Raw genomic sequence first — 21,136 nt, 5'->3', positions numbered from 1 at the left:
CATGATCCGATGGCGTAAGTCGAGCCGGAGTCAGGGCATCGAGAACAGCGACTGTGTAGAAGTCGCGAACCTCTCCGGTAACAGCGGCCTCCGCGACAGCAAGAAGCCGGACGTGAGCGACACTCCTCGCGCCGTACGGGCCGCCTTGCGGTAAGTGCCGGTCAACCAGCGAACCGCCTGCGACAGAAGGCACCCCTACACGTCCCCGTGATGCCAGGATCACGCGAAGGCTCCCCGTCCGCCGAGACGCCCACACTCCCGCCCGCCCTGGAAGCTCCCGCCCGCCCTGGGGGCTCCAGCTCGTCCGGGGGGCGCCGCCCGCCCTGGCATTCCCCGCCCGCCCAGGCACTCCTCGCCCGCCCTTGGGGCTCCCCGCCCGCCCAGGCACTCCCCGCCCGCCCAGGGGGCTCCAGCCCACTCCTATTGTCCAAGGGGAAGCGACCGGGGGAACAGGTCTCGGCCGAGCTGTGGATAACCGCTGCCGCCGTGGTTCGTTCCCGTGGCTCGCCGCCGGATGTCGGCGGTAGGCCGTAGGCTTCTTTGAGTGTCGACGCTTGTAAGCCATCCCCTTCTCGACGGCCTCAACGACGCTCAGCGCGCGGCGGTCGTGCATCACGGCGGTCCGTTGCTGATCGTGGCCGGAGCCGGCTCGGGTAAGACCCGTGTGCTCACCCACCGCATCGCCTACCTCCTCGCCGAGCGTGACGTTCAGCCCGCGGAGATCATGGCGATCACGTTCACCAACAAGGCCGCCGGTGAGATGAGAGAGCGCGTCGAGGCGCTCGTCGGCAACCGTTCCCGTGCGATGTGGGTGATGACGTTCCACTCCGCCTGCGTGCGCATCCTGCGTCGTGAGGCGAAGCGGCTCGGGTTCCCCAGCGGTTTCTCGATCTATGACCAGGCCGACTCACAACGCCTGATGGCGCTGGTCTGCCGGGAGCTCGACCTGGACCCCAAGCGTTACCCGCCGCGCGGTTTCTCCGCCCAGGTCTCCAACCTCAAGAACGAGCTCATCGACTACGAGACCTTCAAGTCCCAGGCGTCGACCCATCTCGAAAAGACGCTCGCCGAGGCGTACGAGACCTACCAGGCGCGGCTTCAGCAGGCCGGCGCGCTGGACTTCGACGATCTGATCATGACGACCGTCAACCTCCTGCAGGCGTTCCCGGACGTCGCCGAGCACTACCGGCGGCGGTTCCGTCACGTGCTCGTGGACGAATACCAGGACACCAACCACGCGCAGTACGTCCTGGTCCGCGAGCTGGTCGGCCAGCAGGGCGACGACGAGGGACTCAAACCCGCCGAGCTGTGCGTGGTCGGCGACGCCGACCAGTCGATCTACGCCTTCCGCGGCGCGACGATCCGCAACATCCTGGAGTTCGAGCGCGACTACCCCGACGCGAGCGTCATCCTGCTGGAGCAGAACTACCGCTCCACGCAGACGATCCTGTCGGCGGCCAACGCGGTGATCGAGCGCAACGCCGACCGCAAGCCGAAGCGCCTGTGGTCCGACCAGGGCAACGGGCCCAACGTCACCGGCTACGTCGCCGACAACGAGCACGACGAGGCGGCGTTCGTCGCGCAGGAGATCGACCGGCTCACCGACGACGAGGAGATCAAGCCCGGTCAGGTGGCGATCTTCTACCGCACCAACGCGCAGTCACGTGTGTTCGAAGAGGTCTTCATCCGCGTCGGCCTGCCGTACAAGGTCGTCGGGGGCGTCCGGTTCTACGAGCGCAAGGAGATCCGCGACCTGCTCGCCTACCTGCGTGTCCTGGGCAACCCCGAGGACACCGTGAGCCTGCGGCGCATCCTCAACGTCCCCAAGCGCGGCATCGGCGACCGTGCCGAGGCCTGTGTCGAGGCGCTCGCAGGGCGCGAGCGCATCTCGTTCTGGCAGGCGCTGCGGCGGGCCGACGAGGCGCCGGCCATCGCCACCCGGTCGCTCAACCAGATCAAGGACTTCGTCGCGCTCCTGGACGAGCTGGGCGAGATGGTGGAGACCTCCACGCCGGCCGAGCTCGTCGAGGCCATCCTGACCAAGAGCGGCTACCTCGCCGAGCTCGAAGGCTCGCGCGACCCGCAGGACGAGACCCGCATCGAGAACCTCCGCGAGATGGAGTCGGTGGCGGCCGAGTTCGAGGAGCGCCTCGCGACGGGCGTGCTGGCGGTCCAGCCCGCCGAGGGCGAGGAGGTACGGGAGCGTCCCGCCGAGGGCCGGCTCGTTGAGTTCCTGGAGCAGGTCGCGCTCGTCGCCGACGCCGACCAGATTCCCGGCGGGCAGAACGGCGTCGTCCCGCCCGGCGAGCGCAGCCCCGAGGGCGGCGACGGCGTCGTCACGCTGATGACGCTGCACACCGCCAAGGGCCTGGAGTTCCCCGTCGTCTTCCTCACCGGCATGGAGGACGGCGTCTTCCCGCACCTGCGCTCGCTCGGCGACCCCAAGCAGCTGGAGGAGGAGCGGCGGCTCGCCTACGTCGGCATCACCCGCGCCCGGCAGCGGCTCTACGTCTCCCGCGCGACCATGCGCAGCTCGTGGGGCGCGCCGTCCTACAATCCGGCCTCGCGTTTCCTCACCGAGATCCCCGAGACGCTGGTCGAGTGGCAGCGCTCCGAGGCCTCGGGCGCTCCGGCGATGGCCTCGGTCGCCCAGCGGCCGGGCGTACGCTCGCCGGGCAACCGTGAGGTTCCGGCCCTGTCCGCGGGCGACCGGGTCGTCCACGACGCGTTCGGGCTGGGCACGGTCGTCACCGTCGACGGCGCCGGTGAAAAGGCCGCCGCGACCGTTGATTTCGGCGGCGACTACGGCGTCAAGCGCTTCGTGCTCCGCTACGCGCCGATACAGAAACTCTAGGGTCTTCGAACGGCCACAAGCGGCGGCGAGGTCACTGTTCGGACAGGACGATGACGCGGTCGTCGGCCGACAGGGTGAGCGGGGCGGCCTTGTCGGGGTTCAGCACGACGCCGTAGGCGGGCGACCGGTGGAACTCCTCGCGACGGCGGTACCCCAGGGCCGTCTGACCTCGCCTGCGTGCGGCTTCGATGACGGTGGCGAAGTTCGCCGGCGTGCCGGGGAGCAGGTAGTCGGTGGCGGGTTTGAGGTAGATCTCCGAACCGGTCGGGTCCAGCAGGCTGGCGAACACATCCCGCAGGTGGTGGTTCTCGGTCAGCTGGGTCAGCAGCAGGCTGATGAGCCGGGCGCTGACGACGAAGTCATCGGCCCTGGTGACCTGGGCGACCTCCCGGTTGCCCTCGTCGTTGAGCTCGCTGACGATCGAGTAGGGATCACCGATGCGTTCTTCCATGTCACGCAGGTGCAGCAAGGTGACGAGAGTACGGGCGTCGGCGTGCTGCGGGGCGTGGGCATCGTCGGAGAGCACGATGACGTGCTGGTACGAGCCGGCGTCGAGGGCTTCCAGCGCGGCACGGTCGGTGGGGTCACAGCTGGTGAAGCCGATCGTGAGGTGGGCCGGATCGGTGAGCCGCTTTCGCGGGTCGTCCCTGAACGCCGCGACGTCCAGCACCGATCCTGGCTGGGCGAACGCGTCGAGCAGGCTGATGATCTTCGGGGCTCGCTGGTTCCAGCCGACCAGCAGCGTACGAGCGGGCTTGGCGCCCTCGGGTTCGGTGGTGCTGATCGCATCGGTCACGACCTGCGGAGGGCCGGCGGCGAGCCGGACCAGCAGGTCGTCCTCGGCCAGCACGATGAGCTGGTCGTCGGTTTCGATGACGGTGTCCATGGGCGGGTTCACCAGCACGGTGCCACCCGTTCGCCGTAGCCCGATCGAGATGCCGAGCTCGTACGCGTCCAGCGCGTCACCGAACGTCTTGCCCGTCAGGGACGGTTCGGACCGGAGGTAGAACTCGTTGCCGGAGAAGTCCAGCAGGTCCGTACAGACGGTGGACAGGCCGGATTGGCGGTGGGACTGGACGACCAGCCGGACCCCGATGTCATCGGCGTCGATCACGTGCGCGGCAGAGCCGCCGGCGAGCCTCGCGGCGGGCAGGTTCGCCGAGTTGGTCACGGCGGCCACGACCGAGGGCCGGTGCGAGCTCCAGTCCCTCGCGCCGAGAGAGAGCAGCACTTTGATCACATGGGTGTCGGGATCCTCGGCGGGCGGCGCGATGACCATGATGGATCGTGCCGTGTCCGGACTGACCAGGTCCAGGTCGGCGACCTTGAGAGGGTCACCACGGCGGCAGACCACCCGGGTGTTGCCGAGGTCGACGTGGCGGCGGATCGCCTCTTCCATGTCGACCTTGTCCTGGTCGGCGAGGATCGCCACGCAGGAGCGGCGCTGGCTCTCGTTGGCCTTCCCGAGTTCGGAGATCACGGTGAAGACCTGATCCGACCAGCCCAGCAGCACGGTGTGGTTCCGCTCGATGATCTTCGAGTGGCCCTTGCGCAGGTCAGCGATCTTGGTTTCCAGACCGGTGGTGAGCACACCGATCAGGGCACTGACGATGAAGATGCCGCCGACCGTGACGGCCAGCATCAGCGCCAGGTACATCGGGCTGCCGGTGTCCCCGCCCACGGTTCCGGGGTCGATGGCGCGCATCAGGGTGCGCCACAGCATCCCTGGCCAGTGCCCGTTGTGACCGGCGTCGCCGGGGGTGAGCGCCACGGTCAGGGAGGCGAACACGACGATGAGGATCGCTGAGGCCAGGCCGAGCCAGCCGATCAGCGCCGACGGGCCCTTCGACATGGTGTTGTCGAACGCGTACCGCCCGCGATCCCGCAACCGCACCTGAGCCAACCGAATCCCCCACATCCAAGCGCGCCGTGCCGTGCGCCGGATGAAGCTACCAGCCCGTACGGACAAGACCGGGTGAATCGCCCATTTGGGCGACGAACGCTGTACCCGCGGGCCCGGCACCGGCGTATCCAGGCCTTCCCGCCGTCCGGGAGCTGCCGTCGAAGGATGAGCCGGCCGGACCTCTCGAGCGCGCCGCCGCCATCAGACCGGCCGCTCCGCCAAACCGGCCGCTCCGCCAGACCGGCCGCTCCGCCAGACCGGCCGCTCCGCTCGCGCCGTCCGCGACGGTGGCGCACCACTCATGAAGGACCCGGTCGTGAAAGGATCCCTGCCAGGTCTTCCCGGATCGCGCGAACCCCCATCGGCGCGATGGCCAACGGACCGGCGGGATTTCAGGCGCACGTGCGCCGGCCAGGTTGCACGTTTCGGATGGCCGGATGCGGGCGTCGACATGTTGCGCGCGGACCTGCATGATGCACCTGGGAGCACCTGCGGCCCGTTGGGAGGAAAATGGGGCGGTTCGCGCGGCGTCTCCTCGTCGCAGTCGTCTTCATCGTGACCACGGTCTCGTTCGCCTCGCCGGCCCTCGCCGCTGACGCGCGACCCGGCACGTCTCCGGCCACGGCCACCTGGCCGGCCACCCCGACCCCCGGGACCTACCACGTGCCGGTCTACCGCCCGGCGACCGCCTCGCCGCACCTGGTCGTCTGCCGGCCCGGCGCCCGGCTGACCGGCGTCGCGAAGCAACTGGCGGGTTCGTGCGCCTACCACGAGATCCAGAAGGCGATCGACGCCGCGACCACGCGCGGGACGACGATCTACGTGCTGCCCGGCACCTACCGCGAGAAGTCCTCGCTGGCCGCGCCGAAGGGCCGGTGCGCCAAGCTCGACGACGAGGCGCCCCTGTCCTACGACGACCAGCGCGCCTGCCCCCACCTGCAGAGCCTCATCAGCATCGCCGGCATGCCCGACCTGCAGATCGAGGGCGTCGGCGGCCCTGTGATCATCGAGGGCGGCAAGCAGGTCGGTATCCGCGCCGACCGCGCCGACGGGTTCTACCTGCGCGGCGTGACCGTCCGCGGCTTCGGCGAGGACGGCGTGAGCGTGTCCGAGACCGACGGCTTCGTACTGGACCAGGTCAGCGGCCTCGGCAACGGCGGGCACGGGCTCGCCTCCTACACCTCCGACCACGGGCTGGTCACCGACTGCACGGCGTCCGGCAACGGTGACGCCGGCATCGCCACCGCCTCGGCCGCCGACCGCCAGGGCGACCGGCTGGCCGTCGAGATCCGCCGCTGCCGCTCGTACGGCAACCTGGTCGGCTACTCCGGCACCGCGGGCGACTCGGTGTACGTCCACGACAACGTGTTCAACGGCAACTCCACCGGCGCGATGCTCGACAGCAGCGTGCAGGCGGTCGGCATGCCGCAGAACCACGCGATGTTCGTCGCGAACCGGGTCTTCGGCAACAACGCGGACCTCTACCACGACTGCCACGCACGGTGCCCGCGCCGGGCGGTACCCGTCGGCACCGGCATGCTGCTCGCGGGCGGCGACGAGAACACCTACGCGAGCAACCTCGTCTACGACAACTGGCGGTTCGGCATCGCGCAGTACTGGATCCCGGCGAGCCGCCGCGGGGAGACCGACCCGGCCAAGCAGCGCGACACCTCACACGGCAACCGCTACGTCGGCAACCTCATGGGCGTGACACCGGCCGGCCTGCCGGCGCCCAACGGCACCGACTTCTGGTGGGACGAGCAGGGCGACCGCAACTGCTGGCAGAGCAACGCCTCGTCGACGGGCACCCCGCGCAGCGATCCCGCCCTCCTGCCGACCTGTGACCACCCCTCCTCGGGCGGCCCGTACGCGCAGCAGGGCAATCCGGCGAAGACCTTCACCGTCACCGCCTGCGCGGCCTACCGCCCGGACGACAAGAGCCGCCTGGATCCGCCCGGCTGCACCTGGCTCACCGCCCCGCCTCGCCCGGCCTCGTAACCCGCGACGTCACACGAGGCGGCGGGCGGCGGCCCAGCGGGAGAGTTCGTGGCGGTTCGAGAGCTGGAGCTTGCGCAGGACGCTGCTCACGTGCGTCTCGACGGTCTTGACCGAGATGAACAGCTCCTTGGCGACCTCTTTGTACGCGTAGCCACGGGCGATCAGGCGCAGGACCTCGCGCTCGCGCTGGGTGAGCTGGTCGAGCTCGGGGTCGATGGACGGGGCGTCGGAGGCGGCGAACGCGTCCAGGACGAAGCCCGCCAGGCGCGGTGAGAACACCGCGTCGCCCTCGGCCACGCGTTCGATCGCGTTGGTCAGCTCGCCGCCCGAGATGGTCTTGGTGACGTAGCCGCGGGCGCCGCCGCGTACGACGCCGATGACGTCCTCCGCGGCGTCCGACACCGACAGGGCCAGGAATTTGGTCTCCGACGGGAGCACCTGGCGCAGCACCTCGACGCCCCCGCCTCCAGGCAGGTGGACGTCGAGCAGCACCACCTCCGGCACGGTCTCCTTGATGACCGCGACCGCCTCGTCCACGTCGCCGGCCTCACCGACGATCTCGACGGAGTCGCCCAGCTCGGCCTTCACGCCGCTCCGGAACATCTGATGGTCATCGACCAGCACCACACGTGTCATGGCCGCATCATCCCTGTTCGCCCGTCATTTCGCATCGCGCCGCATCTCCAGTCTGACCTCGGTGCCCTCGCCCGGGGCCGTACGGATCTCGGCCTTTCCGCCGTTGCGCTCCATGCGTCCGATGATGGACTCGCGCAGGCCCATCCGGTCCTGGGGGACGGCGTCGAGGTCGAAGCCGCGGCCACGGTCGCGTACGAAGATCGAGACGTCCTCGCCGGCCACCTCGGCGTAGACCGACAGTGACGAGGTCCTGGCCTCGTCTTCCGGGTCGCCATCGGCGTACTTGGCGGCGTTGACCATGGCCTCGCGGGCCGCCTGGAGCATGGCGCCGAGGCGTTCGTCCAGCGGGCAGTCGCCCACGCACACCACCTCGATCGGCATCCCATGATGATCCTCCACCTCGGCGGCGGCCTTGCGCACCGCGGCGGCGAGATCCTGTTCGGCGTCGGCCTTGGGTTCGTACAGCCAGGCGCGCAGGTCGCGTTCCTGGGAGCGGGCCAGCCGCTGTACCTCGCGCACGTCGTGGGCGTTGCGCTGGATCAGCGTGAGCGTGTGCAGGACGGAGTCGTGTACGTGCGCGGCGACCTCGGCGCGTTCCTGGGAACGGATGCGCTCGCGGCGTTCGCTGTCCAGGTCGCGCCACATCCGCAGCAGCCAGGGCGCGACGACGACGCCGAACCCGGCCAGCACGACGATCGAGCCGAACAGCACCTGCCCGGCCTCACCCGGCTGGACCTTCCTGGCGAGGAAGGCGACCAGGCCGCCGGCCACCAGCAGCATGCCGATGATGCTGCGGAGCCACATGGCCTGGCTGTTGCGCACCCAGCGCTGCCGCCGCTCCGGATCGGCCTGCTGCCAGATGATCCCGACCCCGATGCCGCCGGCGACGATCGGCCACGCGGCCCAGTTGAGCGCGCCCGCCCCCCACGTGAACAGGCAGAGTCCTCCGACCAGCGCGCCGTACGCGACGAGCCGGCCCAGGTCACGGCGGCCCTCGGGCTCCTCACGGCGCGACACCATCAGCCAGAGCGCGACGTACGCGATGATGCCCACGCCCGTGGAGATGAGCACGGCGAACGCCACGCGTACGACGGTCAGTTCGAGGCCGAGGTGCTCGGCCAGCCCAGAGCACACGCCGGCGACGAGCCGGCGGTCGGCTCGTCGTTCGAGGCGTGGGGGGGTCAGCTCGACGGTCTCCCCGCTGGGCGTTTCAGACACAAGGAGATGGTCACACGTTCCAGGCCATCAGCGCATCGGGGACCGCCCTGGGAGATCCCGGAGACCCTCAGGGATGAGTCAGGGTCCTCCCGGATGGTCGTCGCGGCGCGGACCCGCGACGATGGGACCATGAACGAGGACAGCGACCCACCGCGGAGCTCCGAGCCTGGACCCCAGGCCGAGGCTCCGCCAGGCCCCCGAGCGGGCGCCGAGCCGCGACGGCTCATCCGCTCTCAGGAGGGACGCCTGATCACCGGTGTCTGCGCCGGCCTCGCCCGTTATACGCGCATCGACGCCATCGTGTTCCGAGTGGCGTTCGCGCTGCTCGTACTCGCGACCGGCGTCGGTGTGCTGCTGTACATCGCCGCCTTCCTCCTCATGGGTGCGCCGGACGGCGGCCCTTCGAAGATCGAGAGGATGGGCCGGCGCATCTTCGACGGCGACACCGCGCTGGCGCTGCTCGGCGCGGTGTTCGCCGCGGGCATGGTGTTCGGCATTGCCGGAAACTGGGGCTCCGGCAAGGCACTGGCCGTGGTCGTGGTGTTCGGCCTGACACTGCTCGTGGCACGGTCGCGTGGCGTCGACCTCGTTCAGGTCGCTCGCGGCCTGCCGGACCACATCAAGGGCCGGCCGCTGTCGTCCTGGACGCCGCCACCCGCGCCGGCCCCGGGGCTGTCCGACGGCATGGTGGACCTCGCCCGGCTCGGCCGGCGCGGAGACACGTACGCCGCGGGCCCCTACGCCGCCGCTTCGGGCTCCACGGCCGCGCACACGCCGCCGGCGGACACGGCCGAACCCTCCGACACCGTCCCCGGCCCGTACGGCACCGACCCCTATTCCCAGGGCCCGCACGCGGCCGACGCCGCGCCGCCGCCCGCCGAGTCCCCGTGGGTCCGGCCGCATCGCCGGTCCTACCTCGCCACGCTGACCTTGCTGACGGCCGTGATCGTCGGCGCCGTGCTGTACCTGACCGTCGACGACCGGACCGCTTTCAGCCGGTACCAGGTCGTCATCGCCGGGGCGCTGGCGGTCATCGCCTGCGGCCTCTTTCTCGGTGCCTGGTTCGGCCGGGACCGCAAGCTCGTCCTCGTTGGAGCCATCATGTCCTTCGCCCTCGCATCGACCTCGATCGCCGGCAACGCCGCCGTCGCACGGAAGACGCATCATCAGATCTGGCGCCCGGTCGCGACCGCGCAGGCCGAGCAGTCACACAAGGTCCTCGTCGGCCAGGGTGTCGTGGACCTGACCACGGTGCCGCTCTCGCCGGGCGAGTCGCTCCGCGTGAACGCCCAGGTGACGCTGGGTGTGCTGGCGGTGAGGGTGCCGGCCGCAGCACGCGTGGAGATCGACGGGCATGCCTACCTCGGCGACATCACCATCGACCGGCAGGTGACGAGCGGCCCCGGCGCACGCGTACGCCGAGTGCTCGAGCCCGAAGGCCAGGTCGCCGGGCCGATCCCCACCATCGTGCTGCACATCCGGAGCAAGGTGGGCGACATGGAGGTCACGCGTGTTCCGGCATAGGTTCGACCCGTCCTCGCTGGTGGCCGCGGTCCTGTTCGCCGGCATCGCGGCCCGCTATCTGGCCGAGGGACTCGGCGGCCACCCGGTCTCGTTCCCCTGGGCCGTGCCGGCCGTCATCGCCGCCATCGGGGCGATCGCCCTGTTCCGCCTCGTGTTCCAGTCCCGCCGCCGCGACCCGTGAGCGTATCCGCGCGATGGTACGCGGAGTTCACCCGACCATCACGCGGTGGTCGCGTGCAGGCTCAGGGCGTACGCGGGGCCGAGGTTGACCAGCTCACGGGGGGCGTCGGTGCCGTAGACGCGGATCCGGTTGGCCCGCAGGGTGCGTTCGGCGACGCCCTGGCCGGTGATGGTCCGCTCGGACAGCTCACCCGCGAGCACCGCGAGTACGCCGGGGCCGGCCGGGACGCCGCGGTGGCCGGGCGGCCAGGCCGAGAGCCACAGGTCGTCCGCCGCCGCCACCGGCACCGGGGTGCCGTCGAACCGGGCGAGATGCCACCAGTACGCCGGCCGGGCGGCCATCTCGCGTACGACACCGGCCAGCCGGCCGATCGTGGATCCGCCGGCCAGGTCGTGGTGGGCCTGCATGGTGATATCGGGGATGACCGAGAAGTTCATGGAAAGTCCTTCGGACAGCGGCCGAGCGCCGCGGGCTGACGAGACGGAGGTCAGGTCAGCGACAACACGAAGGACACAGCGCGACGACCGCGTGGCGGGACTCCACGTCGGCGGCCGGAAGGGTACGCGCTGGCATGGGAGAAGTCTGCTAGCCGCGTTCGCGCCCTGTCAAGCTGGACTAATGCCGCGACCAGCCACAAAGCACGCCGTTCGCCCAGGCGCAGACGTCGAATAGTTCACCGGTTGGCCACCTTCGGTCCTGGCGCCGTACGCCGCGCCACGCCACGATCAGTGCGGCTTGAGGCCGCCTGGGCGACGCGCGGTAGCGCGGTCCCATCCACGCGGGCTCTCACGAGACGGGAGTGGGGACATGGGTCTGGACCGGCGTTCTTTTCTTCGCAACGGCCTCGTCGCGGGCGGAGGGGCCGCGCTGCTGGGCACCGGCCCGCGCGCCACCGCCCTGGTGCGCTCCGGCCGCCCGCAGCTAACGCATGGCGTGCAGAGCGGTGACATGTCCGCCCACGGCGGCGTCGTCTGGACCCGCGCCGACCGGCCCTCGCGGATGCTGGTCGACGTCAGCACGCGCCCGGACTTCAAGCACTTCTCGACCGTGCGCGGACCGCTGCTCACCCCGGACACCGACCTGACCGGAAAGGTGCGGCTGGACGGGCTGCCCGCCGGGCAGCAGATCCACTACCGGGTACGCGCCGCCGACCTGCACGACTCGTCCCTCGCCTCCGCGGCGGTCACCGGCGCCTTCGGCACCGCCCCGACGACGCGCCGTGACGTCAGCTTCGTCTGGTCCGGCGACCTCGCCGGGCAGGGCTTCGGCATCAACCCCGACATCGGCGGATACCGGATCTTCAAGGCGATCCAGGCTACCGACCCGGACTTCTTCCTGTGCAACGGCGACCACTGGTACGCCGACAACCCGATCCTGCCCACCGTCACGCTCCCGGACGGCCGGATCTACCGCAACCTCACGACTCCGGAGAAGTCGAAGGTCGCCGAGACCCTCGCGGAGTACCGCGGCCAGCACAAGTACAACCTGATGGACGACAACCTGCGCGCCCTCGCCGCCGCCATCCCGCAGATCAACCAGTGGGACGACCACGAGACGCACAACAACTGGTACCCGGGCGAGATCCTGGACGACCCGAACTACACCGAGAAGCGCACGGACGTGCTGTCGGTACGTGCCCGGCAGGCGTTCTTCGAGTACCTCCCGATCACCCAGCAGCCGCACCAGGACGGCCGGATCTACCGGAAGATCTCCTACGGCCCGCTGCTGGACGTGTTCGTGCTCGACATGCGGACCTACCGCAACGCGAACGGCCCGGACGACCAGACGGCCGACGACCAGGGCATCCTCGGCGCCCGCCAGGCCGAGTGGCTGAAACGCTCGCTGGCCGCCTCCAAGGCCACCTGGAAGATCGTCGCCGCCGACATGCCGCTGTCGCTCGTGGTGCCGGACGCCGACCGCATCGAGGCCGTCTCCCAGGGCGACAACGGCACACCGCTGGGCCGCGAGCTGCAGATGGCCGGCGTGCTGTCCTCGATCAAGAAGCACCGGGTGCGGAACGTCGTCTGGATCACCACCGACGTGCACTACACGGCCGCGCACTACTACGACCCCGCGAAGGCGGCGTTCCAGGACTTCGACCCGTTCTGGGAGTTCGTGTCCGGGCCACTGAACGCCGGCGCCTTCGGCCCGAGCGTCCTGGACACGACCTTCGGCCCCACGGTGAAGTTCCAGGCGGTGCCGCCGCACGCCAACACCTCACCGCTGGAAGGCTCGCAGTTCTTCGGCGAGATCGCCGTCGACGGGCACTCCGGCGAGCTGACGACCCGCCTGCGCGACTACAGCGGCAAGGTCCTCTACACGGTCGCGCTCCCCGCGCAGCGCTGACGGCCCCCCGGACGCCGCAAAAAAGAGATCAGATCAACACCAGATGGAGCTAATGCGACGCTGCCACCCTTATGGGGCTCGCAACTACTAACTAATACGGCAGTTTCCCTGCCGCGAAACTCGCGTGACTCCTGAGGCGATCACACGGTGCTCAGGTCTGGTCTCACGGGGGTATTGAGGCTTACGTTGGCACTAGAAGCCTCCTCCCATGGGAGATCGTGATGGCGCGCAGCCGTACCAAACGCATTCGCCGGGCATCCGCGCGGTTACGTCGCAAGCACCGCTCGGCCGTACGGCGGACACGCGAGGCGAAAACGCCTGATAAATCCGGTAAGGACTGACGCAAACCCAGCACGGAAAGCGCCAGAGGGGGCTGGCGTGGAGCTTCCGCATGGGCGAACGTCGCCAATGCCACTTCCTTCGACGAAGAAGGCAATGCGATGTGGCCAGCAGCAATTCCCTTCACGGTCCGCGGACCTCCTCCCTGATTCGGCACGGCCCTATCCGAATCACATCTCCCAGGGAGGACGAATGCCGCGCGTGTCCGTAGAGGTCGACGGAGTCAAGTACGACGATGACGTCGAACCCCGTCTTCTACTCGCCCACTATCTCCGCGACCGTCTGGGCAAGGTGGGTACACCCATCGGCTGCGACACATCGAACTGCGGCGCCTGCACCGTTCTCCTCGACGGGATGAGCGTCAAGAGCTGCTCCGTCCTCGCCGTACAGGCGGACGGCAAGGACGTCACCACCATCGAGGGCCTCGGCGACGGCCATGGGCTGCATCCCCTGCAGCAGGCCTTCCACGAGGAGCACGCCCTGCAGTGCGGCTACTGCACCCCCGGCATGATCATGGCGGCGCTCGACCTGATCCGCGAGAACCCCGACCCGTCCGACCAGGAGGTCCGCGAGGGGCTCGAAGGCAACCTGTGCCGGTGCACGGGCTACCAGAACATCGTGCGCGCCGTGCGTAACGCCGCCGGTGCGATGCGGCAGAGCCCGGCACAAGAGGAGGCCACGCGATGACGGCCGCTCCCGAGATCGGCAGCGCGCGCCTGCGCTCCGAGGACGCCAAGCTGATCACCGGCCAGACCAACTGGACCGACAACATCCAGCTTCCCGGCCTGCTCCATGTCGCGTTCCTGCGCAGCCCCGTCAGCCACGCTCGCATCACCCGCGTCGACGTCGAGGCCGCGCGCCAGCGGCCCGGCGTGGTCGCCGCGTTCAGCGGCGCGGACTTCGCCGACGAGCAGGGCAGCCTGCCCTGTGCGTGGCCGGTCACCGAGGACATGGTGCTGCCGGACCATCCGCCGATCGCGGTGGACGAGGTGCGCTACGCCGGTGAGCCCGTGGCCGTCGTCGTGGCCCGCGACCGGTACGCCGCGGCGGACGCGCTCGAGGCGATCGACGTCGACTACGAGACGCTCCCGGCCGTACTCGACATGGAGGAGGCGATCAAGGAGGGCGCCGACCTCGTCCACTCCGACAAGGGCACCAACCAGTCCTACGAGTGGGTCTTCGAGGCCGGTGACATCGACGCCGCCTTCCGCGACGCCCCCGTCGTGATCGAGCGCCGCTACATACAGCAGCGCCTCATCCCGACCGCCATGGAGCCCCGTGCGGTCGTCTGTTCCGTGGTCGGCGATGAGTACACGATGTGGTCGGCCACGCAGATCCCGCACATCCTGCGGCTCATGCTGGCCACCGTGACCGGCATCCCCGAGCACCGGCTGCGGGTCATCGCGCCCGACGTCGGCGGCGGGTTCGGCTCGAAACTGCAGGTGTACAGCGAGGAGGTCATCTGCCTGCTGCTGGCCAGACGGCTCGGCCGTCCGGTCAAGTGGACCGAGTCGCGCAGCGAGGGCAACGCGTCCGTGCACCACGGCCGCGACCAGATCCAGCGGTTGTCCCTCGCCGCCGAGGCGGACGGCCGCATCCGCGGCCTGAAGGTCGACCTGCTCGCGGACATGGGCGCCTATCTGATGCTGGTCACGCCCGGCGTTCCGCTGCTCGGCGCGTTCATGTTCAACGGCATCTACAAGATGGACGCCTACACCTTCAAGTGCGCCGGGATCTTCACCACCAAGACCCCGACCGACGCCTACCGGGGAGCCGGCCGGCCCGAAGCGACGTTCGGGATCGAGCGCCTGATGGACGAGCTCGCGAACGAGCTGTCTCTCGACCCGCTCGAGGTGCGCCGCCGCAACTGGATCACGCACGAGGAGTTCCCCTACGACACGATCGCCGGGCTCACCTACGACTCGGGCAACTACGAGGCCGCCACGGACAAGGCCACGGAGCTGTTCGACTACGACGCGCTACGCGCCGAACAGGCCGAGCGGCGTGAGCGGCAGGACCCCGTACAGCTCGGCATCGGCGTCTCGACCTTCACCGAGATGTGCGGCCTGGCCCCGTCCCGTGTGCTGGGCTCGCTGGCGTACGGCGCCGGTGGCTGGGAGCACGCGTCCGTACGCGTACTGCCGTCCGGCAAGGTCGAGGTGGTGACCGGTTCCTCCGCCCACGGACAGGGGCATGAGACCGCGTGGGCACAGATCACCGCCGACCGGCTCGGCGTGCCGTTCGAGGACGTACGCGTGCTGCACGGCGACACCGGCATCTCGCCCAAGGGCATGGACACCTACGGCTCCCGGTCGCTCGCGGTCGGCGGCGTCGCGCTCTACAACGCGTGCGACAAGGTGGTCGAGAAGGCCAAGCGGGTGGCCGCCCATCTGCTGGAGGCCGACGAGAAGGACATCGAGTTCGCGGGCGGCTCGTTCTCGGTACGCGGCGTGCCCGACCAGACGCGGAGCATCCAGGAGATCTCGCTGGCCACCTTCGCGGCGCACGACCTGCCGGAGGGGTTCGAGCCCTCACTGGACTCCGACGCCACCCATGACCCGGACAACTTCTCCTTCCCCCACGGCACGCACCTGTGCGCCGTGGAGGTGGACACCGAGACCGGGTTCGCCAAGATCCGCTCCTACATCGCGGTGGACGACGTGGGCAAGGTGGTCAACCCGCTCATCGTCGAAGGGCAGGTGCACGGTGGCCTCGCCCAGGGCATCGCGCAGGCGCTGTACGAGGAGGCGGTCTACGACGCCGACGGCAACCTGACGACCACGACGATGGCCGACTATCTGGTGCCCTCGGCCACGGACCTGCCGACGTTCACCACCGACCGCACCGAGACGCCCGCCACGACCAACCCCCTGGGCGTCAAGGGCGTCGGCGAGGCCGGCACGATCGCCTCTACTCCCGCCGTGGTCAACTCCATCGTCGACGCGCTCCGCCCGTACGGCGTGGCCGACGTGCCGATGCCCTGCACTCCCGAACGCGTCTGGCGGGCGATCAGAGGCGGCGGGCCCGAACACTCTCCCCGGCCCGGAGCGGGCGGCGGGCTTGGATCGGCCGGAGGTGAGGCATGATTCCCGGATCGTTCGACTACGTACGGCCGTCGTCGCTGGACGAGGCCGTCACGGCGCTACGCGATGCCGGCGACGAGGGCAAGGTGATCGCCGGCGGGCAGAGCCTGCTGCCGCTCCTGCGGCTGCGGCTGGCCTATCCGGAGGTCCTCGTCGACGTCGGTTCGGTGCCGGAGCTCCACGGCGTACGCGATGAGGGCTCGTCGCTGCTCGTCGGCGCCATGACCACGCACTACGAGGTGATGCGCGACCCGCTGATCCGCGAGTACGCGCCGCTGGTCGCGGCGGCCACCTCGACCGTCGCCGACCCTGCCGTACGCCATCGGGGCACGTTCGGCGGCTCCCTGGCGCACGCGGACCCGGCGGGCGACCTGCCGGCCGTCGCGGTCGCCATGGACGCGGTGTTCGTGACCTCGTCGCGGGAGATCCCGGCCGGTGAGTTCTTCTCGGACTACCTGACCTCGGCGCTCGAACCCGACGAGGTCCTGGTGGGCGTGCGTCTGCCGAAGGCGTACGCGGGCTGGGGCTTTCACTACGAGAAGTTCCACCGCACCGCGCAGGCCTGGGCCATCGTCGGCGTCGCGTGTCTCGTCGAGCGTTCGAACGGCGGGATCACCGGGGCACGGATCGGCCTGACCAACATGGGGTCCAGGCCGGTACGCGCGTCCGCGGTCGAGGACGCGGTCGCCGGTGGCGCCGCGGACCGCGAGGCGTTCCGCGCGGCGGCCGAGAACGCCGCCGATGGCACCAGCCCGCCGAGTGACCTGCACGGGTCCGCCGAATATCGCCGGCACCTCGCCCAGGTCCTGACCGCACGGGCCCTGTCCAAGGCGGCCGGCGCGTAAGCGCGGTCACATTTCGCCTCGCCGGCGCCGGGGTACGCATCGTGTGTACCCCGGCGCCGGCGGAGCAGGGCCCTTCGCCGGCCTCGTTGACGGCCCCCGTACGCTGCTTTGGAGGAGGCTAGGAGGAAGGCAATGGAACTCGATCACGAATTCACCGTTCCCGTGCCGGTCGACCAGGCGTGGCCGGTCCTGCTCGATGTCGAGCGGATCGCACCCTGCTTGCCCGGAGCGACATTGGACTCGGTCGACGGCGACGAGTTCACCGGCCGCCTCAAGGTCAAGCTCGGGGCGATGACCATCACCTACAAGGGCTTGGCCAGGATCGCCTCGCAGGACGAGGGCGCCCACACAGTGACCATCGAGGGCACCGGCAAGGAGGCGCGCGGCTCCGGTACGGCCAGCGCCACCGTACAGGCGCAGATGCACGACGAGGGCGAGCGGACGCGCGTCACCGTGCACACGAAGCTGAACGTCACCGGGCGTCCCGCGCAGTTCGGCCGCAACATCCTGTCCGAGGTGGGCGGCAAGCTGATCACCCGGTTCGCCGGCAACCTCGAGAAGGAGATCACCCGCGAGGAGTCCCCGGCCGAGGCGAGCGCCGCCGCGCCGGAGGCGCCCGCCGCCGCACCGGCGCCCGAAACCGCCGCAGCGGAACCGGCCGAGCCGCAGGTCGTCCCCGCGGAGGCCGGGACCGGCGAGGACGCCGCGCCGCAGGAGACTCCCAAGCCCTCACCGGCCCCCGCACCGAGAGAACGCGCGGCCCGCTCCTCAGATGAGGACGCCATCGACCTGCTGGAGTTCGCGGGCCCCTCGATCGCCAAGCGCCTGGCCCCCGTGGTCGCGGGCCTGGCCGCCGCGTGGACACTCCGGCGCATCATCAGGCGGATCCGCCGCCGCTGAGCCCAGGCGCTCTGTTCCCCGGCCGGCGTCAGGCGAGCGAGTCGATCCAGCGCTCGAGGCGGCGGCCTTCGGTGGCCATGAGCTCGGGGTCGCGGAAGGTGTTGGTGAGCAGGGAGATCCCCTGGTAGGCGGCGACCAGCGCGACCGCCAGCTCTCTCGCGTCGCTCCGGCCCATCTCCTCGAACTGTCCCTCCGCCCAGTCGAGCAGCCGGCGCATGACCTCGGCGACCTCTCGGCCGAGGCCGCCCTCGTCGCTTTCCGGGGAACGTTTGTCGAGCTCGGAGGCGAGGGTGCCGGTGGGGCAGCCGTAGCGCGCCGCGAGGTCACGCTGTTCCACCCAGCCACGGATGAGGGCCTTCAGCCGCTCCTGCGGCGCAGGCAGCCGGTCGAGCGCGTCGATGACGACCTGGAGACCGCGCGCGTGCGCGTCGATCGCCGCCCCGACGAGCTGGTCCTTGGTCTTGAAGTAATAGTAGACGTTGCCCACCGGGATGTCGGCCGCCTGGGCGATGTCGGCGAGTGTGGTCCGCTCGACGCCCTGCTCGTGGAGCACCCGCGCCGCGGCGGTGACCAGCCGCTCCCGCTTCCCTGATCGCCGCGGGGCCGTTTTTGAGTCAGTCACCCGACTAACTGTAGACGCACGGCACCGGCGGCCGTTAGGTTCTTTGTCAGTCAGTCGACTAACTAAGGTGGAACCATGATCGTGGTAACGGGTGCGACCGGGAACGTCGGACGCGAGCTCGTACGGACTCTCGCCTCGGCGGGCGAGACGGTGCGGGCGGTCTCCCGGCGACCGGAGCGGACGCCCGAGGGCGTACGGCACTGGCAGGCCGACCTCGCCGAACCCGTGAGCCTGCGGACCGCGATGGAGGGGGCCGACGCGCTGTTCCTGCTCGTCGCGGGTGAGGATCCGCGGGGGATCCTCGACGTGGCCCGCGCGGGCGGGGTCCGGCGCGTCGTCCTGCTCTCCTCGCAGGGCGCCGGGACGCGGCCGGAGGCCTACCCCCACCCTGTGGCGTTCGAGGACGCCGTGCGCCGGTCGGGCCTGGACTGGACGGTCCTGCGGCCGGGCGGCTTCCACACCAACACCTACGCGTGGGCCGAGTCCGTACGCGCGGAGCGGACGGCCGCCGCGCCGTTCGGGGACGTCGGGCTGCCCGCCATCGACCCCGGGGACATCGCCGAGGTCGCCGCCGCGACCCTGCGCCAGGCCGGCCACACGGACCGCACTTACGAACTCACCGGACCGGCGCCCATCACCCCGCGCGAGCGCGCGAGGGCCATCGGCGACGCGCTGGGCACGCCGGTGCGGTTCGTCGAGCAGACACGGGAGGAGGCGCGTGCGCAGATGCTGGGGTTCATGCCCGAGCCGGTCGTCGAGGGGACCCTCGCCATCCTCGGTGAGCCCACCGCCGCCGAACGCGAGGTGAGTCCCGCCGTCGAGCACATCCTCGGCCGCGCGCCGCGTACCTTCGCCGACTGGGCGAGGCGTAACGTCGCGGCCTTCCGGTGAGAAATCGAGGCGCGCCCGGGTCAGGACCAGGAGATCTCGCCGGTCCGGTCGACGAAGCGTCCGGAGCCCGCGCCGGGCTTTTCGGTCGCCAGGCCGACGATCGCGTCCGTGCCCTCGGTGACGGTCTGAGGGCCGCTGTTGCCGTTCAGATCGGTCGCCGTGTAGCCGGGGTCGGCGGCGTTGACGCGCACGTCCGGCAGTGCCTTGGCGTACTGGGTGGTCAGCATCGTGAGCGCCGCCTTCGAGGCGGTGTAGAGCGGTGCGACCACCGAAGACTCGGGCCGTGCCGGGTCATGGGTGTAGGCCAGCAAGCCCATTCCGCTGCTGACGTTGACGATGACCGGGTCCGATGATCGGCGCAGCAGCGGCAGGAACGCGGTGGTCGTACGGACCACACCGGCGATATTGACGTCGAAGACACTGAGCGCGTCGGTACCGGTCAGGCCGGTGGGGTCACCGAAGGGGCCGTGAACGCCGGCGTTGTTGACCAGAACATCGATCAAGCCCTCGTGATCGGCGACGTCCGCGGCCGCGGCGGCGACGGACGCGTCATCGGTCACGTCGATGCGGACGAACCGCGCGCCGAGCGCCGCGGCGGCCCGTGCGCCCCTTTCGGGGTCGCGGGCCCCGACGAGCACGGTGTGCCCGAGTTCGATGAGGCGGCGGGCGGTCTCGCGGCCGAGCCCCTTGTTCGCTCCGGTGATGAAGGTGATCGTCATGTGGCCAGTGTCCGGTCCGCCCGTGGCGTCCAGCCAGAGACGCCTCGACGGTAGGAACAGCGGTACCACCATCGATAGCGCGTTCGAGGACCGGAGAGCAGCAAGATGGATGTCATGACCACGACACCCGGGGCCGGGCTGGGCGCGATGATCCGCACGTGGCGGGATCGGCTGCCCCCGTCGGCCGCGGCGCTGCCGGTGGGCCGGGCACGCCGCGCGATCGGGCTACGCCGCGAGGAGCTCGCCGAACTCGCCGGGGTGTCGGTCGACTACGTCGTACGCCTGGAGCAGGGACGGGCCACGACGCCCTCGGCACAGGTGATCGCGTCCCTCGCGCGCGCCCTGCAGCTGACCCTCGCCGAACGGGACCATCTGTACCGGCTGGCCCGTCTCGTACCGCCGGCGGACGACGCGATCTCCGACCACATCCCACCCGGCGTTCACCGGGTGCTCACTCGGCTCGGAGATGTCGCGGTCGCCGTGTTCGCGGCGGATTGGCAGCTGATCTGGTGGAACCGGAGCTGGGCCGCGCTGCTGGGCGATCCCTCGTCGTCACCACCGCGGCTGCGCAATTTCGCCCGTGACAGGTTCCCGGTGGATGACGGTCCCGCTCGCCTCGCGGCATGGCCGGTGACCGAACTGGACAGGGACACCACCGACCTCGCCGTCGTGTCCGACCTGCGCCGCGCCACCGGCCGCTTCCCTCAGGACGCGCGCCTCGCAGAGCTGATCCACGACCTGAGCATGGGCAGCCGGCGGTTCGCCGAACTCTGGGCGACCGGCACGGTGTCCGCTCACCGCGAGGACCACAAGACGATCGAGCACCCGTCGGTCGGGCCGGTCACGGTCGACTGCGACGTGCTGACCGACGGCGACTCCGATCGCAAGATCGTGATCATGACCACCGCGCCCGGCAGCGCGGACGAGACCAAGCTGCGGCTCGCCGCGGTCACCGGCCACGCTCACACCCCGGTGGGCGGGTGAAGGCAAGCCGTCCGCGACGGGTGACACCCGTGCCCGTCGCTACCGGGACGGGCAAGCGGCTTGGCCGTGGGGCCGCAGAACGGTTGAGGATCC

The 21,136-nt window shown here is 70.3% G+C and carries 18 protein-coding genes; 12 read left to right on the top strand and 6 right to left on the bottom strand.

What is annotated here, in order from left to right; translation table 11 throughout:
• The first annotated feature begins 1 nt into the window (after position 1).
• Together FB559_RS18700 and pcrA are read left to right on the top strand one after the other, a co-directional pair.
• Positions 2 to 154: a DUF397 domain-containing protein gene (locus FB559_RS18700; protein WP_141956822.1), complete on the top strand. Its 153-nt coding sequence runs from the start codon at positions 2 to 4 to the stop codon at positions 152 to 154.
• 390 nt (positions 155 to 544) lie between these two features.
• Entirely contained in the window at positions 545 to 2,854 is a 2,310-nt protein-coding gene (gene pcrA / locus FB559_RS18695; RefSeq protein WP_141956821.1) for a DNA helicase PcrA, read from the top strand.
• 31 nt (positions 2,855 to 2,885) lie between these two features.
• Here pcrA and FB559_RS18690 read toward each other — a convergent pair whose 3' ends face one another.
• A complete protein-coding gene (locus FB559_RS18690) occupies positions 2,886 to 4,757 on the bottom strand; it encodes a CASTOR/POLLUX-related putative ion channel (RefSeq protein ID WP_425455074.1) in 1,872 nt (623 codons plus the stop codon).
• 510 nt (positions 4,758 to 5,267) lie between these two features.
• Here FB559_RS18690 and FB559_RS18685 point away from each other — a divergent pair.
• Complete coding sequence (locus FB559_RS18685) at positions 5,268 to 6,755, top strand: right-handed parallel beta-helix repeat-containing protein (RefSeq protein ID WP_141956819.1); 1,488 nt, start codon at positions 5,268 to 5,270, stop codon at positions 6,753 to 6,755.
• A gap of 9 nt (positions 6,756 to 6,764) precedes the next feature.
• Here the strand turns inward: FB559_RS18685 and FB559_RS18680 are convergent, their stop codons facing one another.
• Together FB559_RS18680 and FB559_RS18675 are read right to left on the bottom strand one after the other, a co-directional pair.
• On the bottom strand, positions 6,765 to 7,391 hold the full coding sequence (locus tag FB559_RS18680) for a LuxR C-terminal-related transcriptional regulator (RefSeq protein ID WP_141956818.1): 627 nt from the start codon (positions 7,389 to 7,391) through the stop codon (positions 6,765 to 6,767).
• A gap of 24 nt (positions 7,392 to 7,415) precedes the next feature.
• The gene (locus tag FB559_RS18675; RefSeq protein ID WP_141956817.1) at positions 7,416 to 8,609 is read right to left on the bottom strand and encodes a PspC domain-containing protein; all 1,194 of its coding nucleotides are present in this window, start codon (positions 8,607 to 8,609) and stop codon (positions 7,416 to 7,418) included.
• 129 nt (positions 8,610 to 8,738) lie between these two features.
• Between FB559_RS18675 and FB559_RS18670 the strand changes: the two genes are divergently transcribed.
• Both FB559_RS18670 and FB559_RS18665 read left to right on the top strand, forming a co-directional pair.
• A complete protein-coding gene (locus tag FB559_RS18670; RefSeq protein WP_185792284.1) occupies positions 8,739 to 10,133 on the top strand; it encodes a PspC domain-containing protein in 1,395 nt (464 codons plus the stop codon).
• Positions 10,120 to 10,314 carry a hypothetical protein gene (locus FB559_RS18665; protein WP_141956815.1) on the top strand — a complete coding sequence of 65 codons (195 nt, stop codon included), beginning with the start codon at positions 10,120 to 10,122 and terminating at the stop codon, positions 10,312 to 10,314. The genes FB559_RS18670 and FB559_RS18665 overlap by 14 nt, the downstream gene beginning before the upstream one ends.
• A gap of 38 nt (positions 10,315 to 10,352) precedes the next feature.
• Here the strand turns inward: FB559_RS18665 and FB559_RS18660 are convergent, their stop codons facing one another.
• On the bottom strand, positions 10,353 to 10,751 hold the full coding sequence (locus FB559_RS18660; RefSeq protein WP_141956814.1) for a cupin domain-containing protein: 399 nt from the start codon (positions 10,749 to 10,751) through the stop codon (positions 10,353 to 10,355).
• Positions 10,752 to 11,121: 370 nt separating this feature from the next.
• On the opposite strand from FB559_RS18660, the gene FB559_RS18655 reads away from it, so the two are divergent.
• The 5 genes from FB559_RS18655 to FB559_RS18635 all read left to right on the top strand — a co-directional run bounded on the left by FB559_RS18655 (position 11,122) and on the right by FB559_RS18635 (position 17,827).
• Positions 11,122 to 12,660, top strand: a complete 1,539-nt coding sequence (locus FB559_RS18655; RefSeq protein ID WP_141956813.1) for an alkaline phosphatase D family protein — start codon at positions 11,122 to 11,124, stop codon at positions 12,658 to 12,660.
• Positions 12,661 to 13,191: 531 nt separating this feature from the next.
• Positions 13,192 to 13,686 (top strand): (2Fe-2S)-binding protein, encoded by a 495-nt coding sequence (locus tag FB559_RS18650; RefSeq protein ID WP_141956812.1) that lies wholly within the window; start codon positions 13,192 to 13,194, stop codon positions 13,684 to 13,686.
• Entirely contained in the window at positions 13,683 to 16,085 is a 2,403-nt protein-coding gene (locus FB559_RS18645) for a xanthine dehydrogenase family protein molybdopterin-binding subunit (protein ID WP_141956811.1), read from the top strand. Before FB559_RS18650 ends, FB559_RS18645 begins: the two co-directional genes overlap by 4 nt.
• Positions 16,082 to 16,927, top strand: a complete 846-nt coding sequence (locus FB559_RS18640) for an FAD binding domain-containing protein (protein WP_141956810.1) — start codon at positions 16,082 to 16,084, stop codon at positions 16,925 to 16,927. The genes FB559_RS18645 and FB559_RS18640 overlap by 4 nt, the downstream gene beginning before the upstream one ends.
• Positions 16,928 to 17,059: 132 nt before the next feature.
• Entirely contained in the window at positions 17,060 to 17,827 is a 768-nt protein-coding gene (locus FB559_RS18635; protein ID WP_141956809.1) for an SRPBCC family protein, read from the top strand.
• A 28-nt stretch (positions 17,828 to 17,855) separates the two neighbouring features.
• On the opposite strand, the gene FB559_RS18630 is transcribed toward FB559_RS18635, so the two are convergent.
• Positions 17,856 to 18,449, bottom strand: a complete 594-nt coding sequence (locus tag FB559_RS18630; protein ID WP_141956808.1) for a TetR/AcrR family transcriptional regulator — start codon at positions 18,447 to 18,449, stop codon at positions 17,856 to 17,858.
• Between the two features lie 75 nt (positions 18,450 to 18,524).
• Here FB559_RS18630 and FB559_RS18625 point away from each other — a divergent pair, with 75 nt between their 5' ends.
• Complete coding sequence (locus FB559_RS18625) at positions 18,525 to 19,340, top strand: NAD(P)H-binding protein (RefSeq protein ID WP_141956807.1); 816 nt, start codon at positions 18,525 to 18,527, stop codon at positions 19,338 to 19,340.
• A gap of 20 nt (positions 19,341 to 19,360) precedes the next feature.
• Here FB559_RS18625 and FB559_RS18620 read toward each other — a convergent pair whose 3' ends face one another.
• Positions 19,361 to 20,059: an SDR family NAD(P)-dependent oxidoreductase gene (locus FB559_RS18620; RefSeq protein WP_141956806.1), complete on the bottom strand. Its 699-nt coding sequence runs from the start codon at positions 20,057 to 20,059 to the stop codon at positions 19,361 to 19,363.
• A gap of 114 nt (positions 20,060 to 20,173) precedes the next feature.
• On the opposite strand from FB559_RS18620, the gene FB559_RS18615 reads away from it, so the two are divergent.
• Complete coding sequence (locus FB559_RS18615) at positions 20,174 to 21,043, top strand: helix-turn-helix domain-containing protein (protein WP_221640074.1); 870 nt, start codon at positions 20,174 to 20,176, stop codon at positions 21,041 to 21,043.
• Positions 21,044 to 21,136 lie beyond the last annotated feature (93 nt).

The organism is Actinoallomurus bryophytorum, assembly GCF_006716425.1.
GTDB lineage: Bacteria > Actinomycetota > Actinomycetes > Streptosporangiales > Streptosporangiaceae > Actinoallomurus > Actinoallomurus bryophytorum.
The sequence above is the reverse complement of the archived record's forward strand: the minus strand, read 5'-3'. Positions and strand labels throughout refer to the sequence as shown.

What these genes read in the sequence shown, in the direction of transcription:
- FB559_RS18700 (WP_141956822.1), top strand. Translation starts at nt 2, where the DNA reads ATGATCCGATGGCGTAAGTCGAGCCGGAGTCAGGGCATCGAGAACAGC.
- FB559_RS18685 (WP_141956819.1), top strand. Translation starts at nt 5,268, where the DNA reads ATGGGGCGGTTCGCGCGGCGTCTCCTCGTCGCAGTCGTCTTCATCGTG.
- FB559_RS18680 (WP_141956818.1), bottom strand. Translation starts at nt 7,391, where the DNA reads ATGACACGTGTGGTGCTGGTCGATGACCATCAGATGTTCCGGAGCGGC.
- FB559_RS18670 (WP_185792284.1), top strand. Translation starts at nt 8,739, where the DNA reads ATGAACGAGGACAGCGACCCACCGCGGAGCTCCGAGCCTGGACCCCAG.
- FB559_RS18660 (WP_141956814.1), bottom strand. Translation starts at nt 10,751, where the DNA reads ATGAACTTCTCGGTCATCCCCGATATCACCATGCAGGCCCACCACGAC.
- FB559_RS18655 (WP_141956813.1), top strand. Translation starts at nt 11,122, where the DNA reads ATGGGTCTGGACCGGCGTTCTTTTCTTCGCAACGGCCTCGTCGCGGGC.
- FB559_RS18650 (WP_141956812.1), top strand. Translation starts at nt 13,192, where the DNA reads ATGCCGCGCGTGTCCGTAGAGGTCGACGGAGTCAAGTACGACGATGAC.
- FB559_RS18645 (WP_141956811.1), top strand. Translation starts at nt 13,683, where the DNA reads ATGACGGCCGCTCCCGAGATCGGCAGCGCGCGCCTGCGCTCCGAGGAC.
- FB559_RS18640 (WP_141956810.1), top strand. Translation starts at nt 16,082, where the DNA reads ATGATTCCCGGATCGTTCGACTACGTACGGCCGTCGTCGCTGGACGAG.
- FB559_RS18635 (WP_141956809.1), top strand. Translation starts at nt 17,060, where the DNA reads ATGGAACTCGATCACGAATTCACCGTTCCCGTGCCGGTCGACCAGGCG.
- FB559_RS18625 (WP_141956807.1), top strand. Translation starts at nt 18,525, where the DNA reads ATGATCGTGGTAACGGGTGCGACCGGGAACGTCGGACGCGAGCTCGTA.
- FB559_RS18620 (WP_141956806.1), bottom strand. Translation starts at nt 20,059, where the DNA reads ATGACGATCACCTTCATCACCGGAGCGAACAAGGGGCTCGGCCGCGAG.
- FB559_RS18615 (WP_221640074.1), top strand. Translation starts at nt 20,174, where the DNA reads ATGACCACGACACCCGGGGCCGGGCTGGGCGCGATGATCCGCACGTGG.